Genomic DNA, 16,045 nt, shown 5'->3' with positions numbered 1-16,045 from the left:
CCTTTAAACCAGATTTTTAAAGACCGGTTTATAAGCTGTCCCCAATTTGTTTCTTTAATAATTTTAGAAGTAATACCCATTATCCGTTTACCGGAGCATCAACAGGTAAATGAATGAAGTAAAAAACTAATGCAAATGAGTTGAAGTATTGGAAAGTTCCATCATACCATTTTCATAGTTTTCAATACGGATATTACAATTCTGGTTCGAGGTTAGTGCATTTTCACCGGCCATACAACGGAAAAGCCGCACGTAAAATCTACATGTATATATTTAGCACATATAAGTGTTTAATATTAGTATTATTTGTAGTTTAAAATCTACTATACGTCAATGATCAACACATGTTTTCATTTTGACAGGCGTCTCCCGGCAGACGCATAAATGATATATCTTATTAATTATCAATCATATGTGATTATGTTGTAATAAAAGACCTGTTTTAGCAGGAGATGTGGAAAACTTTTAAAAATAATTTGGTTTATAAAATAAACAAGTTTACGTTTGGGGTCAAATTGACACACATGATTCCCCTTTTGCCGCTTCTCATTCTGCTTTTAACCTGTTTGGCCGGTATGGCCCAAACTACTGTTTCGGGTAAGGTAAAAGATGGTAAAGGCCATCCCGTACAAGGCGCCAGTATTACACTAAAAGACACATACGATGGAGCTACTTCCGATTCAACCGGTGTTTACAAATTCAAAACAACCGAAAAGGGCCAGCAAACCCTGCTGGTTACTTCAATAGGATTTAAACTGGTTGAGCAAAAAATTATAGTAACCGGTTCGGCAATAACTGCAGATGTTGTTTTAAAGGAGGAGCCCAACGAATTAACCGCCGTAACAATTACCGCAGGTAGTTTTGAAGCCAGTGATACCAAACGCACCACTGTTTTGAATTCGATTGATATTGTTACTACCGCCAGCGCCAATGCCGATGTAACAGGCGCCATAAAAACTTTACCGGGCGCTCAGCAGGTGGGGGAATCGGAAGGATTGTTTGTTCGCGGTGGCACTGCCCAGGAATCAAAAGTTTTTATCGACGGCACCCTGGTGAATAATTTCTTTTTCAGCAGCGTGCCCGACATTGCACAACGTGGTCGCTTTTCGCCTTTTATTTTCAAAGGAACCGTATTTAGTTCAGGTGGATATTCAGCTTTATACGGGCAGGCGCTTTCCTCAGCGCTTATTCTTGAATCGGTTGACCTGCCCGATCAGTCATCGGCCAGTTTGGGTGTATCAACTGTAGGATTGAACGGCGGCTTTCAGAAATTATCAAAGAAAAAAAATGCCAGCTGGGGCGTTAACTATGGCTATGTAAACCTCGCTGCTTATTTCGCAGTAGTAAGTCAGCGGCCCGACAATTTTAAAATTCCCGAGTTTCATAATGGTGAAGCAAACTTTCGCATCAAAACATCAAAAACAGGGATATTGAAATTTTATGGTTACTTCAATTACAGCCACCTTGGTTTACGACGACCTGATATTGATTCAACTACTTTAAAAAATGCCTTTCGCCTTACCAACTTCAACGTATACGGTAATTTATCGTGGAAAGAAAAGATTGGTAAAAAATGGCATTTGTATGTTGGCGCTTCTTACAGCACCAACACCGATAAAATAGGAAATGAATTGCAGGATCAATCCAACACACCGGTAGTGCTTACCGATGTTCCCTACGATACAAAAAGGTTTAATGTAAAAGCTATTGGCGATCTGGCACAGGTTAAAACGGTTTTTGAAAGGCGTTTATATGGTTTAAGCGCTATCAGGTTCGGCGGCGAATACATGTATTTTACCGATAAGAACAACTATACGAACAGGTATGTAACCGGCGCCGTTACAAAGGCCGATGATCAGTTTAAAGCTGCTTTTGCCGAAGCAGACCTGTATATAACAAATGACCTTGCTGCTAAAATAGGCGGAAGGTTCGAACATTCGTCGCTGTTGGAAAAAACCAATGTGGTACCCCGTGTTTCGCTGGCCTATAAAGTAGGTAATAAATCGCAGGCCTCCCTCGCTTACGGCATTTTTTATCAGAAGCCCGAAAAGGATTATTATCTCAGAGGCTATGCTTATGATAACCTGCTGTATACAAAAGCCACGCATTACATTGCGAATTATCAAAAAGTAAGCAGGGATTATACCTTACGAATTGAAGGCTTTTATAAAAAATACCAGCACCTGGTAAAAACATACGATAACCAGGGCAATGGCACTATCGACAGTATAGGTAATGGCGGTTTTGGCGATGCAAAAGGTATTGAACTGTTCTGGCGCGATCGTAAAACACTGAAGAATGTTGATTACTGGATATCGTATTCGTACCTCGATACCAAAAGAGATTTTTTGAATTATCCCTATGCCATCAGGCCCAGTTTTGCAGCAACGCATACCGCCAGCCTGGTTGTAAAAAAATTTGTTACCAATATTAAAACGCAGTTCAACGGTTCGTACACCTTTGCCACCGGCAGGCCCTATTATAATATCCGTTATAACAACAGTGCAGGCAAATTTCAGATCGCCGATGAGGGTAAAACCATTGCCTATAACAACCTGAGCTTTAGCGTGAATTACTTACCCGATATCGGAAAGAAAACAGCAAAGCGATTTATTGTTTGGGTTTTTTCGGTAAACAATGTATTGGGCAGTGATCAGGTTTTTGGTTATAACTATTCGTATAACGGAATGCGAAAAGATCCCATTTTGCCAACTGCACGGCGATTTTATTTCATCGGATGCTTTATGAGCTTTGGGGTCGACAGAAGCGATGATGCGATCAATAATAATTTATAAAAAATACCATTCACTATTAAAATATATTTATATGCAAAGTACAAAAGACGACAAGTTATGGGCAATTGCTCAACAAAGAGTTGGTTTTAAATACCATCTGGCGTCCTATATTGTTATGAATACTTTTTTCTGGATATTATGGTATTTTAACGGTTGGAGCGATTCAATTAATACATTTCCATGGCCGGTATGGCCCATGGCAACCTGGGGCATTGGGTTGTTGTTTCATTTTTTAGGAGCCTATGTTTTACATAATAAATACAGTGTTGAAAGCGAATATGAAAAACTGGTACAGACCAATAAGCAATAGACAATAGGCAAAGGCAATAAGCAATTGGCAATAGATACCAGGCAATTTACAGTTACAAAAATCAACGTTTCAGGATTCACCATTGACCATTCACCATTCACCAAAAAAAATAACTATCATGAAGATTCCTTTTATTGTATTGATTGCGCTTGCTGTTGTATCCCATAGTTTCGCGCAAAGCGAAAAATTCACAAAGGCAATGACCTCAAATATCAGTTTGTTCGATTCGGCCAAAACAGCCGACGATATGCTGAGCGTATCAGCCGCTTTTGAGCGCATTGGCGATGCCGAAAAAAATCAATGGCTTCCGTATTACTATTCGTCCTTAGCACAGGTGATTTATTCCTTTATGAAAAACGATATGAGTAATAATGATACCTATGCTGCAAAGGCCGAACAGTTGCTGCTGAAAGCCGATGCGCTTCAACCCAATAACTCTGAAATATCGTGCGTAAAATCGATGATTGCCACCTTGCGTATGCTGGTAAATCCGCAGCAACGCTGGCAACAATACGGACCCGTTAGCCAGCAGGAACTGGACAATGCTAAAAAACAGGACCCAACCAATCCAAGACCCTATTACCTGCTGGGACAAAATTTGCGCAATACCCCCGAGCAGTTTGGCGGTGGTTGTAAAACTGCCAAACCTATACTGGAAGAAGCCATGAAAAAGTTCGACGCGTTTAAACCTGCATCGGAGCTTTATCCCAACTGGGGAAAGTCAAGAACCGAACAGGTACTGGCAGGGTGCAAATAATACAAATGGATTCATTAAATCCGGTAGCTTTGTTGCTACCGGATGTTTTATTAATTATCATTGGGTATGGAAAAAGACACAGGCTTTTCGCACACTGATAGCTTAGCCCTTATTGAATCGATGATTAACAAGGCTGCTAACCGTTTTAATGAAGACGGTTTTATGTATTTGTTGTGGGGATGGGTGGTTTTGTTATGTAGCATAACGCAGTTTATTTTATTACGCATACATTTTGAAAAACATTACCTGGTTTGGACCATTACCTGGGCGACCGTCATTTATCAGATCTTTTTTCTGCGTAGAAAAAGACGCAGGGAAACCGTGCGAACCTATACTGATGATATTATTAAATATGTATGGATAACGTTTGTAGTGATCATGTTTTTGATGGGCTTCCTGATAGGCACGATTCAGGGACATGAGTATTACAAAATGATCGATCCTATTTTCCTGGCCGTGTATGGTATGCCTACTTTTCTTTCGGGCATTATTCTTCGGTTCAAGCCACTGATATTGGGCGGAATCTGTTGCTGGCTGTTATCGGTTTTATCTACCGTTATTCCGGGCGATTTTCAATTATTGCTCGTGTCGGCAGCTATGATCGTAGCCTGGATAATACCCGGTTACCTGCTTCGTTTAAAATATAAAAGATTAAATAGCTGAATTCCGGGAAAAGATATTGTTATAAGATGAACTAATGTGTAATGGAGTTTAAAGATTTAGATCCGATATTACATTCCCAGCTTCGGTTGGCGGTTGTTTCGCTTTTAATAAGCGTTAAGGAGGCAGAGTTTACATTTATAAAAGAAAAAACAAATGCCACCGCGGGCAACCTCAGTGTGCAAATAAATAAATTGAAGGAAGCCGGTTATATAGAAGTGGTAAAACAGTTTAAAGACAATTATCCGCAAACCATTTGCAAAATAACTCCGGCCGGTGTAGCCGCCTTTGAGCAATATGTAAAAAATCTGCAGTCGTACCTGGGAGTTAAAATTGATGAAAAGAATTAAAGGAACGATTTCCGGCAGATGCGGGACTTCCGAAAAAAATAATAAAAAAGAAGAAGGGTGAGCCATCCTCCAGCCGGTTGATGACCCACCCTTTGGTTTTGCAGTTAGTTTTGGTTCGATAGTCTCTTTGAAATTCTTAGATAATTATTCTTTAATCAGCTTCACCATCATTCGTTCCTTGCTGTTTACGGTAACATCAAGCATATACATGCCGGGTTGCAGGTGGCTGCTGCCTTCCATAATAAAGCTGGTTGCGCCGGCATCGGCTTTTAATGATTTGTTCATTACAATGTCGCCATCGGCATTCAAAATCTTCATGGCAATATAGCTGCTTTCGTTTAACTGAGCAGTTACCGAAATATCATTCTTCGACGGGCTGGGTGTAACGCTCACCATTTTAACGGCGTGTGTGTTATAAACGCGCACCACCAGTATTCTGCTTACTGCTACATTACCCTCCTGGTTAATTTGTTTAAGCCGGTAATACAGGTCTTTTTTAAAGGCGGTATTGCGGCCAACATCGTCGGTAAACTGATACGATTTCTTTTCAACCGAAATGCCCTGGGCCTTAACAGATCCGGCTGTTATCCATTTATTGCCGTCGATGCTTCTTTCAATATCGAACCTGTTGCTGTTTTGCTCAAAATTGGTAACCCAGCTAAGGCTTACTTCGCCGCCATTGTTATACAACCCTGCAAAATCATTCAGGCTAACCGATTCGCCGGGGAAGTTTAGTTTTACGGTGGCATTTTCTGAGCACAACCTGCCGTAACCATTATCGCATAGTTTGTATGTAAACGAGGTACTGTTGCCCGCAAAGCCGGGATTGGGTGTAAATGTAAAGCTGCCATCGTTGCGTAATAATACCTTGCCATCGGGCGAGTTATTGATCAGGAAAGCGCTCATGTAGTCGTGATCGGCATCAAAATCATTTCCTGTTACCTGGCCGAAAGCAGTGTGATTGGGCAGGCCGTTTATATGATCATTTACAGCAACCGGCGATGTATTGCAACCTTCGGTATAATGCAAAGGAGCGCTTACAGCCAGCTGATCAATGGCTATGCGCGACGTTCCGCCGATGCCCTGGTAATTGAGGTATACTTTATATATACCCGGCAGAATGCCGGTAAATGTTTTGGAATAATTATTGGCTGTTGCGGCAGTAACGTGCGGGTATTCAATACTGTCTAACCGGGTTACCACCATATTGTTCGGATCGGTCAAAAAGATCTTTAACCACCGGCGTGTTCCTTTTTCAACAGGCTGATTGAACTGCCAGGTAAAAGAGATATTGATATTGTCCTTAACATCCAGTACGGGTGTATAAATACCTGAACGCTGGTTGGCGCCGGGGGTGGGTGCCGCTACGAGAAAACCGTTGTTTTCGGAACCCTGGCGGGTAATATCAAAATCGGGGATCATCCAGCAATGGTTTTGTAAATATCCTTTAAGCTGGGAAAGAGCAATACCGCTCCTCGGATCAAAATTTTCGGTAACCTGTCCACTGGCTGTCCCGATTACCAGCGTGCAGATACACGTAACAAATAAAAAACTGCGCTTCATTAATAGTGTGTTTCAGGCGTTATAAAATGAATATGCGCGCAATGAATACTGCTATTCATCAGTGATATTCAGTGGCAAAAAATAATTTTGCTAAAGGAGATCAACTCAACGTTAAAGGGAGGGTATTACGGACACTGTTTACGCAGGTATTGGAAGTTATTATGTAAAAATTCCTACTTTTCGAATTCTCAGCGGCTTATGTAGGTTTTTTGGAAATTACTGCAGGATGGTGATTTGCCTGCGGGCTACGGAATTATCAGAGGATTGGGAGAACCTTACAAAAGTAAACTACAGTTTTGTTTTTTGCAAGCCCGGCGCCGTAAAAATTATTTTGGTTAAATCGGTCTTAATATGTTTGCCGGTAACAGATATTTCAAACCCATAGCATAATTTGATTGCCAGGTCGTTAAGATAAAAGTGAACACGTCAATATGTAGAATGTGAACAATTCGGTTTTTAATTTGTACACTTAATTAATATGTCGGCAGTTATACAGGTTAACCATTTAAGTAAACAATATCGCGAAGTAAAGGCGGTGAACGATATTTCCTTTACCGTGAACAGGGGCGATGTGTATGGATTTCTGGGTCAAAACGGGGCTGGTAAGTCTACTACTATCCGCATGCTGCTTACCCTTATTGAGCCAAGTGCCGGTTCTGTTGAGCTGTTTGGTAAAAATTTATATACACACCGCAAAGAAATTTTACGCGAAATAGGAGCTGTTATTGAAAAGCCCGATCTGTATAAATACCTCACAGCATACGAAAACCTTTCCTTATTTGCCCGCATGAGCGGTGTTCCGGTAAATGAAAAAAAGCTAAAAGACCAGTTGGAACAGGTAGGGCTTAGCGAGCGCGCCCATAGTAAAGTGCGCACTTATTCGCAGGGTATGAAACAACGCCTGGGTATTGCCATAGCCCTCATTCATGATCCGCAGCTGATTATTTTAGATGAACCAACCAATGGCCTCGACCCGCAGGGTATTGCCGACGTACGCAATTTAATATTGCATCTTAGCCGGCATCTGGGTAAAACGGTAGTGGTATCATCGCACCTGTTGTATGAAATTGAGCAGATCGCCAATCGCATGCTTATTATCGATAAAGGACAAAAGATAATTGAGGGATCCGTTGCCGAGTTATCTGATCCTACCCGTACCATTGTTAATATTGAAGTAACCAATCCGCAGCAGGTAATGGCCTGGTTGCAAACCAGTGTATGGAGCAGCTGTATAAAGGAACAACAGAATAATATTATCAGGTTACAAATGAATAAGCAACAGGTGCCGGCATTAACCACCGACCTGGTGCATGCAGGCGCCGGTATTATGGCTATGCAACCGCAAAATTCACTGGAATCGTATTTTCTGGCATTAACAACCGAAAACCGGCATGTGGACACTTTTACAAATTGAGTTATTTAAGATATTCAAAAGGCCACGTACCTATATTGCCTTTGCGGCTATAGCGGCCATTGTGGTGCTTATTCAACTGGCACTTTACCTCGATGGAGATACCTACATCAATTTTATGTTACAAAGTATCGAGCGCTTTAATGTGGAGGGTAACATACTGAACGGATACTTTGTATGTTATTTCATTTTGCAAACACTGCTCATTCATGTTCCTTTACTGATTGCCCTTGTGGGCGGCGATATGATTGCCGGAGAAGCCAATATGGGCACCCTGCGGTTGCTGATCAGCAAACCTATTAGCCGTTCTTCTTTACTGATCAGTAAATTTCTTGCCGCTACGGTTTATACTATATTGCTGTTATTCTGGATGGCCATACTATCGCTGCTGGTTTCGCTGCTGATTTTTGGTTCGGGCGACTTAATGGTATTTCAAAGCCAGGTGATCATTCAAATTCCTGCATCGGATGTGTTTTGGCGTTACCTCGCCGCATTTGGTTTTGCGGCCATTGCCATGACAACCGTGTCGGCCCTTTCGTTTTTTTTATCATTATTCGCCGAAAACTCAATCGGGCCAATCGTAGCAGCCATGAGCATCGTTATTGTATGTACCATTTTAACTACGATGGACCTTCCGCTGTTTTTATCGATAAAGCCTTATTTGTTTACCTCGCATATGCTGGGATGGAAAGGCTTTTTTGATATCAGGGCAACCACCGGTAACAGCGCCGTGCCGGGTAGTATTCAAAACCTGCCGGCCATTATTCGTTCGGCAGTGATTTTAGTTGTGCATATTTTCCTTTTTGTAGGGGCCGCTGTGATTATTTTCAGGAAGAAGGATATATTATCGTAAACGGAAGTCTGAAATCAGAAGAAACCGAAGTCGGAAGTCTGAAGTCGGATGTCCGAATACAGTAATTGAAGGGGGAAAGAAATAGTAAATGGCCAGGCAACTCGGGTTCTTCAGACTTCAGACCCCAGACTTCTTATTCCTGTTTCCCACTTGCTACTTGCCGCCCGCTACTCGCCTCATTCACTCAGGGTAAAATAGAACGTACTGCCCTTACCGGCTTCTGATTCAACCCAAATGGTACCGCCATGCAGCTCAACGATTTTTTTGCAATGCGCCAGCCCAATGCCCGATCCTTCGTATACCGACCGGTTATGCAATCGCTGAAAGATGATGAATATGCGCTGCTGGTATTGTTTTTCGATACCGATGCCGTTATCGCGAAATGAAAATTGCCAATAGCCATTTTCTTTATGGCTTGATATTTCAATTTCAGGCGATACGCCGGGTTTTTGAAATTTGATGGAATTGCTGATCAGGTTCTGGAACAATAATTTTAATTCAGTAGGAAAAGCGTTTACTACCGGCAGCTTGCCTGCAATAATAACAGCTTTGTTTTCTTTTATAACTTTAGCCAGATCGGCCATTACTTCGCCGAATATTACGTTGCAGTCAACCTGCTCAAACTTTTTCTCACGACCTATTCTTGAATAATCGAGCAGGTCTTTGATCAATGTTTTCATACGGTCTGAAGCCTGAATTACATATTCGATATATTTATCAGCATGCTCATCCAGTTTTCCCTGATACTGCTTTCTGATGAGCTCAACAAAGCTCGATGTGGTACGTAGCGGTTCCTGCAGGTCGTGCGATGCTACATAGGCAAACTGCTCCAGTTCTTTGTTCTTGCTTTCGAGTTCGGCGGTGCGTTGCTGTACTTTTTTTTCAAGCGTAATATTGGCCTCGCGTATTTCTTTTTCGAGGCGCTTTTTTTCAGAGATATCACGGATAGCGGCTGTAACCAGCAAACCTTCTTCAGTTTCAAGCGGGCTTAAACTAACCTCAACAGGAAACTCTTCGCCGCTCTTACGACGGCCCATTAATTCAAGCCCCGCGCCCATGGAGCGGGCCCGGGGGTTATCGAAAAACAATTGCCGGTGCCCGGGATGTTTGGTTCTGAAACGATCGGGCAACAACAGCTCAACCTTTTGCCCGATTAAATCGTGTTTACAGTATCCGAATATATTTTCACATTGATTATTTACGAGGTGAATAACGCCTTCTTCCCTAACAATAACAATGGCATCGGGCGCCGACTCGAGCAGGCCCTTGAATTTTTGCTGCGCCTGTTCAATTTCCCTGATACTTCTTTCCAGTTCATCGGCCATATTGTTGAAGTTGTTGGCCAGTATGCCGATCTCATCTTTCGAAAATGCCTTTGCCTTTCGGGTGAAATCTTTTTTGGTAACGGCTTTGGCCGACTGAAGAATTTCGTTCAGCCCTTTTTGAATATTTCGGCTTACAATAATGGCCAGGGTTAACCCGGTTATTTCAACACTAAGGGCAACGGCAAATAATAATTTAAGCACCAGGGTCTCTAACCAGCGCGATCCTTCGCCTAACGTGTATGAGAAGTCGTCTTCGAGTTTGGTAAGCCGGGCGTTTAATGGATCGATGGCCTGTATTATTTCAGTGATTTTTTCGGGCGAGGCATTGGGCGAATGGATCTCTTTATGCAACTGTTCACCTATGGGAATAAACTCAGCTACCAGCGGGTCGGCCTGGGTCCATATTTTTATAGCTTTATTTATATAGCTGATTGAATTGAAACGTGTGAACAGGCTGATCATACCCTGCACATCATCTTTATGATTTCGGCCTTCGATAAAACCCTGCCGGGCGATGTTCATATCGGGTTTTTTCTTACTTAATTCAACCAGGGTTTTATGATCGCCCCTCGGTACATTCATAAATTCTTTAAATTTTTCATAGTCGGCTTCATTGTGGCTGCGGCTATACTTAAGCAACTGGTACATGGCGTCTTTTTGCGCCTTCGACCAAAGTCCTTCGCCGCTTACATACGCACGTACAGACGAAAGGGTATTTATTGAAAAAATAAGTACGCCCAGTTCAATAGCAATCAGGGTTGCCATAATGCCTACGGTAAAGTATAGCTTTTTGGCAATCGAAACATTTCTAAACCACTTGAAAAGCGAAACACCTTTCATCTATAATGTTGTTAATGTGATAATGTGCTGATTTGACAATGTGATAATTAGCTAATATGCTAATTTGATAATGTGCTAATTTGCTAATGAAATAATGGGACGGCCTGCTATCAGTCAGGAAATCCGGGAATAAAAGCATTAGCTAATTAGCACATTAGCATATTCGATTCCGGGTTTTTCATGTTATGGTTGTGGTGCTACTATGGGAGCCGGGTACAGCGAAGGTCTGTTGCTGTGGGTAGGTAAGATAAGCAAAATTTTAAAGATAGAAGAAGCATACAGGATAAGTATCATGGTGATTGGGTATATGAAAAAAGCCCGGTAGAGGCTTACCCTTAAAGATAATCTCTTCCGGACTTTACAGGTTTACCGATTTATTGATTTATGTTAAAAACCATATTTTGTTACACCGGGTACAGGCACCGGGTAATATCCTTCATCGTTCGGAAGCACAGGGGGCGGTGCATTAAAATCATATGCCTGCGGCTGCAGGTTTAAGCCTGAGTTCAATGCTTTATCCCATTCAACAATCTGGCCGGTATAAGTTGCCATACGGCCAAGGATAGCCGTCATAGTGCTTTTGGCGCCGTTTTCGGCATCGGCAAATTTGTATTCACCGGCAGCTATGGCAGCAAACAATTCATCATGTTCGGTTTGATAGGGATTGTTCTCGGTTTTTTTATCAAACTGAAATAATACTTTGCCTTTTAAGTCAACAATATTCGCATCGCCGCATAATATTTTTCCCTTTGTGCCTACCAGCAGCTCATCAACTTTGCTCATGGTGCCGGGAATATGACGGCACTGGCTGTTTAACACTGAACCATCGGGATATTCGAACTCAACATAATGGTGATCGAATATTTCGCCATGCTCTTTTCCCTTGCGTACCTGCCGGCCACCCATACCCTGTGCTTTTACGGGGTAGCCGTCTTTAAACCAGTTCACCACATCGAGGTTATGAATATGCTGTTCGCAAATATGATCGCCGCACAGCCACACAAAATAATACCAGTTGCGCATCTGGTATTCCATTTCGGTTTGTTCGTACTGGCGTTTGCGAACCCATACGCCATCGTTGTTCCACCAGGCCTGGGCCGATGTAATATCGCCGATCAGTTTTTTTCTTTTTAATAATTCGCGGTACGAGTTCTGGTAATGGCGTTGCAAACCCACCACCACATTTAATTTTTTTTGTTTGGCTGTTTCAGCTGCATCGAGCACGCGTTTTATACCGGCAGGATCGGTTGCCACCGGCTTCTCCATAAAAACGTGTTTGTTTTGTTTGATAGCTTCTTCAAAATGAATAGGACGAAAACCCGGCGGAGTTGCCAGTATTACCACATCGGCCAGCGGAATGGCTTTTTGATAAGCATCAAAACCCGCAAACTTTCTTTCTTCGGGCACATCGATACGGTCTTTGATATTTGCACCGCTGCCTGCATCAGGACTTGTTAAACGTTTATAGCTTCTGTCTAAATTATCACGAAAAGCATCGGCCATGGCAACCAGCTTTACGTTTTGTTTGGTAAGCAAGGCCTGCATGGCAGCACCTGTACCACGGCCGCCGCAACCTATCAGGGCCACTTTTATGGTATCGTCGGCGCCGGAAAAAAGGTTGGCTTTTGATAATAAAGGAGCTGTGAGCAATCCACCGGCAAGCAAAGTAGATTGTTTTACAAAATCCCGGCGTGATGTAGCAGGCTTGTTTAAATTTTCGGTACTCATATGCAATAGTTTAGTGTTTTTTAAAAACTGAAGTCTGAAGTCAGAGGTCTGAAGTCAGAGGTCTGAAGTCAGAAGAACCTGATTTGCCTGGCCAATTACTATTTCTTTCCCCCTTCAATTGCTATCTTCGGACATCCGACTTCCGACTTCGGACTTCGGACTTCCGGTTTCAGACTTCCGACGTCGGGCTTATTCATCCGAAGGGAGTGTTAAATACTTTTTATAAAACGCTTCTGCTTCTTCAGGGGTTGGTGCTTTTGCCGGTCGAACAATTCTAAATCCTACAGCCATGGCATCGGTGAGCCACCATTTGCTTTTGGGCATTTGCGGATCGCGCCTGTTCCATGAGGGCTCCGATTTTGCACGGCTGGCGCAACGCAGTGCATCCGGTTTATCCATATAACCACCACCACGAACCGAACGTGGGTAAACAGCGGCGGGCGCTATTATCGGATTCACGGCATTATCGCCTATAGCTGTAAAATAATCATCGCGATACTGGTCGAGCGTCCATTCGCTCACGTTCCCCAACATATCATACAAACCCCAGGCATTTGGCTTCTTTTGTCCGGTTTTTTGATACTTGTTCTTACTGTTATCGGCAAACCATGCATAGTCTTTTAATTGCGTGGCATCATTACCGAAATAGTATGTAGTATTGCTGCCCGCTCTGCACGCGTATTCCCATTCGGCTTCGGTAGGCAACCGGTAAAATTGGCCTGTTTTTTTATACAACCACCGGCAATACATCAGGGCGGTACGTTGCGACATGCTGTTTACCGGAAATCCGCCCTGTTTGCCCATGCCCCAGCTAAGATCAATATATTGCGGAGTAGGCCGGGTAACGGCATCTACCTCTGAATCGCGGCTTGTGTTTTCGTCATTGAAGAACAACAAAAATTCATCATACGTTACTTCCCGTACGCCCATCCAGAATGCATCGAGTGTTACTTTTTTCGCAGGGCCTTCTGCTTTATGAGCTGCATCGGTTGTTGCGTTGCCCATGGTAAAACTGCCTGCCGGTACCGGTACCATATTAAACTTTACTGTACTGCCGGGTATGGTTTGTTCATAAGGTTCAAATGCCGTTTGGTTATTTTGTGCATATGTATAATTGCACAAAAACAACGTGGCAGTTGCAACTGGTATTAAATTCACAAGGCTTTTTGTTTGATGAATGAAGTGGAAATTAAGAAATTATATCATTCAGCCGGTTCCACTCACGGATTAGTTTTCGCAACCGGTTGCTTAAATTATTTAGCAGTGGGTTCCCGTAATTTCATTGTCGTTTCACAATGCGCAATCCCTAAAGCAATCACAGGCGGTTTTGCTTTTTTAATTCATTATTAATCCTGAGCGTAGTCGAAGGATGTGTGGCAAAAGATCCTGAGTCCCGCACCTGCGGGAAAGGATAAGTGGCAAAAAGATCCTGAGCGAAGTCGGGGGATTCAACTAAATTTAATAATAAATAGTGCACTGTATGAAGAGACGAAATTTTCTTCGGCAATCTGCCATGGCCGGCGCCTCACTGGTAACCGCTGCCGGCGTTAGCGCTGCATCTGAAAGTGTATACCGGAAACCAATACACGTATCTGATAAACCTTTCAATTTAAATTATGCTATTCACGACGGCATGTTTAAAAGTAATGCAGGTTCCGATTTTATCGACCAGATAAAATTTGCATATGATCATGGCTTTCGCGCTATAGAAGACAATGGCATGATGGGCCGGTCGGTTGAGCAACAAAAGAAGATCGGCGATACGCTTGAGAAACTTGGTATGACCATGGGTGTTTTTGTAATTACTTCAGATAACTGGCACTGGAAAACTACGCTTACTACCGGCAAACAGGAGTGGACAGATAAGATGCTCAAAGATTGTGAAACGGCTGTTGAAGTGGCCAAACGTTGCCGCGCCAGATGGATGACGGTAGTGCCCGGTAATTACGAAAGAAGCCTGAGTTTCGAATACCAAACGACCAACGTGATAACTGCTTTGCGCAAAGCATGTGCGGTGCTGGAGCCGCATGGCCTGGTAATGGTACTGGAATCGTTAAGCGATAATCCCGATTTGTTCCTGCGCCATTCAGACCAGGGATTTATGATTTGTAAGGCAGTGAACAGCCCCTCGTGCAAAATGCTGTTCGATATGTATCACATGCAGCGTAATGAAGGAGATATCATCAACAACCTCAGCCGTGCGTGGGACGAGATAGGGTATCTGCAAATTGGCGATAATCCCGGCAGAAAAGAACCTGGTACCGGTGAAATGAACTATAAGAATATCTTCAAACATATTCATAGCAAAGGGTACAAGGGCGTATTAGGCATGGAACATGGCAATTCGCAACCCGGTAAAGAAGGGGAGGAGGTGCTGATCAATGCATATCGTGAGTCGGATAGCTTTCTTTAGGATAGTTTGATGGCTTTATGGTTTGATGGTTGAAGTACCCGAAATTTAGAAAGGTTTGCAAGATTCAACAGGCCGGCTATTGAGCATTAAACAATCAGGTAATCTGCTTTTTAGGATGGTTTGGAAGACGAAATGTTAAGACCTGTACAAAATTCAACAGCCCGGCAATCAAACCATCAAACCATTAAACAATCTTCTACTTTTGTAAAATAATTAAGTTATATGAAAGCTATTGTTGTAGCGTGTATGGGGGTGATGCTGCTGTTTACTACACTGAAAAGCAGGGCGCAGGATGCTGATGCGCTGATAAAAAAGGTTAAGGAAAAATTGTCGCTGGTAAACGATTATCAGGCCGAGGGGATAATGAAAACCGATGTGTCGTTTATGAAAGTGCCCGAATCGAAAGTGACCATTTTTTATAAGAGACCCGATAAATTCAAAATCAAAAAACAAAATGGCATTTCGATAGTGCCCAAAGGCGGTGGTGCTATAAACCTCGCGGCTTTATTTGAAGGAACTAATTATACAGCGGTGCCCGCCGGTAAAAGCGATTTAAACGGATCGCCGGTGGCCATTATAAAATTATTGCCGCTCGACGAAAAAAGCGATGTGGTGGTGAGCACGCTGTACATCGATGAAAAAGAAGCGCTGGTTAAAAAAGCAGTGATTACCACCCGCGAAAACGGCACCTACGACATGGAAATGCAATATGGCAAATACACCTCACGCGGCCTGCCCGATAAAATAACTTTTTTGTTTGCTACCAAGGATTATAAACTTCCCAAAGGCCTCGCTTTTGACTATGATGCCGGCGAACAACCACCTAAGGCTAACAATACTGCCGGTAACCAAAAAGGTAAAATTGAAATTTCCTACACCAGTTATGTGATCAATAAAGGCATAGCCAACGAGTTGTTTAAGTAATTAACCTCACCCCGTTCCCTAAGGAGAGGGGTCAGTGGTGAGGGCACTGTGCACTACGTTAAGCAGGTGTGTGGTTTACCTTTCTTTACCACCTTCTTTACACCTTCTAAGTATTT

13 protein-coding genes are annotated in these 16,045 nt (G+C 42.8%); 9 read left to right on the top strand and 4 right to left on the bottom strand.

All coding sequences use genetic code 11. The annotated features are described in order from the left end of the window. Positions 1-524 precede the first annotated feature (524 nt). The 5 genes from AC59IL_RS25855 to AC59IL_RS25835 all read left to right on the top strand — a co-directional run bounded on the left by AC59IL_RS25855 (position 525) and on the right by AC59IL_RS25835 (position 4,872). A complete protein-coding gene (locus tag AC59IL_RS25855) occupies positions 525-2,795 on the top strand; it encodes a TonB-dependent receptor (RefSeq protein ID WP_496555113.1) in 2,271 nt (756 codons plus the stop codon). Positions 2,796-2,826: 31 nt separating this feature from the next. Then, a complete protein-coding gene (locus AC59IL_RS25850; RefSeq protein WP_496555112.1) occupies positions 2,827-3,105 on the top strand; it encodes a 2TM domain-containing protein in 279 nt (92 codons plus the stop codon). Between the two features lie 118 nt (positions 3,106-3,223). Then, positions 3,224-3,862 (top strand): tetratricopeptide repeat protein, encoded by a 639-nt coding sequence (locus tag AC59IL_RS25845; protein WP_496555111.1) that lies wholly within the window; start codon positions 3,224-3,226, stop codon positions 3,860-3,862. Between the two features lie 66 nt (positions 3,863-3,928). Then, on the top strand, positions 3,929-4,525 hold the full coding sequence (locus tag AC59IL_RS25840; RefSeq protein WP_496555110.1) for a hypothetical protein: 597 nt from the start codon (positions 3,929-3,931) through the stop codon (positions 4,523-4,525). A gap of 41 nt (positions 4,526-4,566) precedes the next feature. Next, on the top strand, positions 4,567-4,872 hold the full coding sequence (locus AC59IL_RS25835) for a winged helix-turn-helix domain-containing protein (protein WP_496555109.1): 306 nt from the start codon (positions 4,567-4,569) through the stop codon (positions 4,870-4,872). A 144-nt stretch (positions 4,873-5,016) separates the two neighbouring features. Here AC59IL_RS25835 and AC59IL_RS25830 read toward each other — a convergent pair whose 3' ends face one another. After that, a complete protein-coding gene (locus AC59IL_RS25830) occupies positions 5,017-6,435 on the bottom strand; it encodes an Ig-like domain-containing protein (protein ID WP_496555108.1) in 1,419 nt (472 codons plus the stop codon). A gap of 478 nt (positions 6,436-6,913) precedes the next feature. Between AC59IL_RS25830 and AC59IL_RS25825 the strand changes: the two genes are divergently transcribed. Together AC59IL_RS25825 and AC59IL_RS25820 are read left to right on the top strand one after the other, a co-directional pair. Then, entirely contained in the window at positions 6,914-7,849 is a 936-nt protein-coding gene (locus AC59IL_RS25825; RefSeq protein WP_496555107.1) for an ABC transporter ATP-binding protein, read from the top strand. Next, positions 7,827-8,699, top strand: a complete 873-nt coding sequence (locus AC59IL_RS25820) for an ABC transporter permease (protein WP_496555106.1) — start codon at positions 7,827-7,829, stop codon at positions 8,697-8,699. The genes AC59IL_RS25825 and AC59IL_RS25820 overlap by 23 nt, the downstream gene beginning before the upstream one ends. A 176-nt stretch (positions 8,700-8,875) precedes the next feature. Here AC59IL_RS25820 and AC59IL_RS25815 read toward each other — a convergent pair whose 3' ends face one another. From AC59IL_RS25815 to AC59IL_RS25805, 3 genes are all read right to left on the bottom strand, one after another. Next, complete coding sequence (locus AC59IL_RS25815) at positions 8,876-10,864, bottom strand: sensor histidine kinase (RefSeq protein WP_496555105.1); 1,989 nt, start codon at positions 10,862-10,864, stop codon at positions 8,876-8,878. A 387-nt stretch (positions 10,865-11,251) separates the two neighbouring features. Beyond that, positions 11,252-12,592 (bottom strand): Gfo/Idh/MocA family protein, encoded by a 1,341-nt coding sequence (locus tag AC59IL_RS25810; protein ID WP_496555104.1) that lies wholly within the window; start codon positions 12,590-12,592, stop codon positions 11,252-11,254. Between the two features lie 189 nt (positions 12,593-12,781). Beyond that, on the bottom strand, positions 12,782-13,750 hold the full coding sequence (locus tag AC59IL_RS25805; RefSeq protein WP_496555103.1) for a formylglycine-generating enzyme family protein: 969 nt from the start codon (positions 13,748-13,750) through the stop codon (positions 12,782-12,784). A gap of 322 nt (positions 13,751-14,072) precedes the next feature. Here AC59IL_RS25805 and AC59IL_RS25800 point away from each other — a divergent pair, with 322 nt between their 5' ends. Together AC59IL_RS25800 and AC59IL_RS25795 are read left to right on the top strand one after the other, a co-directional pair. Beyond that, positions 14,073-15,005, top strand: coding sequence for a hydroxypyruvate isomerase family protein (locus AC59IL_RS25800; RefSeq protein ID WP_496555102.1), 933 nt, complete (start codon positions 14,073-14,075; stop codon positions 15,003-15,005). 222 nt (positions 15,006-15,227) lie between these two features. Beyond that, complete coding sequence (locus tag AC59IL_RS25795) at positions 15,228-15,929, top strand: LolA family protein (protein ID WP_496555101.1); 702 nt, start codon at positions 15,228-15,230, stop codon at positions 15,927-15,929. Positions 15,930-16,045: the final 116 nt, after the last annotated feature.

It is taken from the genome of Niastella sp. sgz303648 (assembly GCF_059587045.1).
Note: the sequence above shows the minus strand (reverse complement) of the source record. Positions and strands in the feature narration are given on the sequence as shown.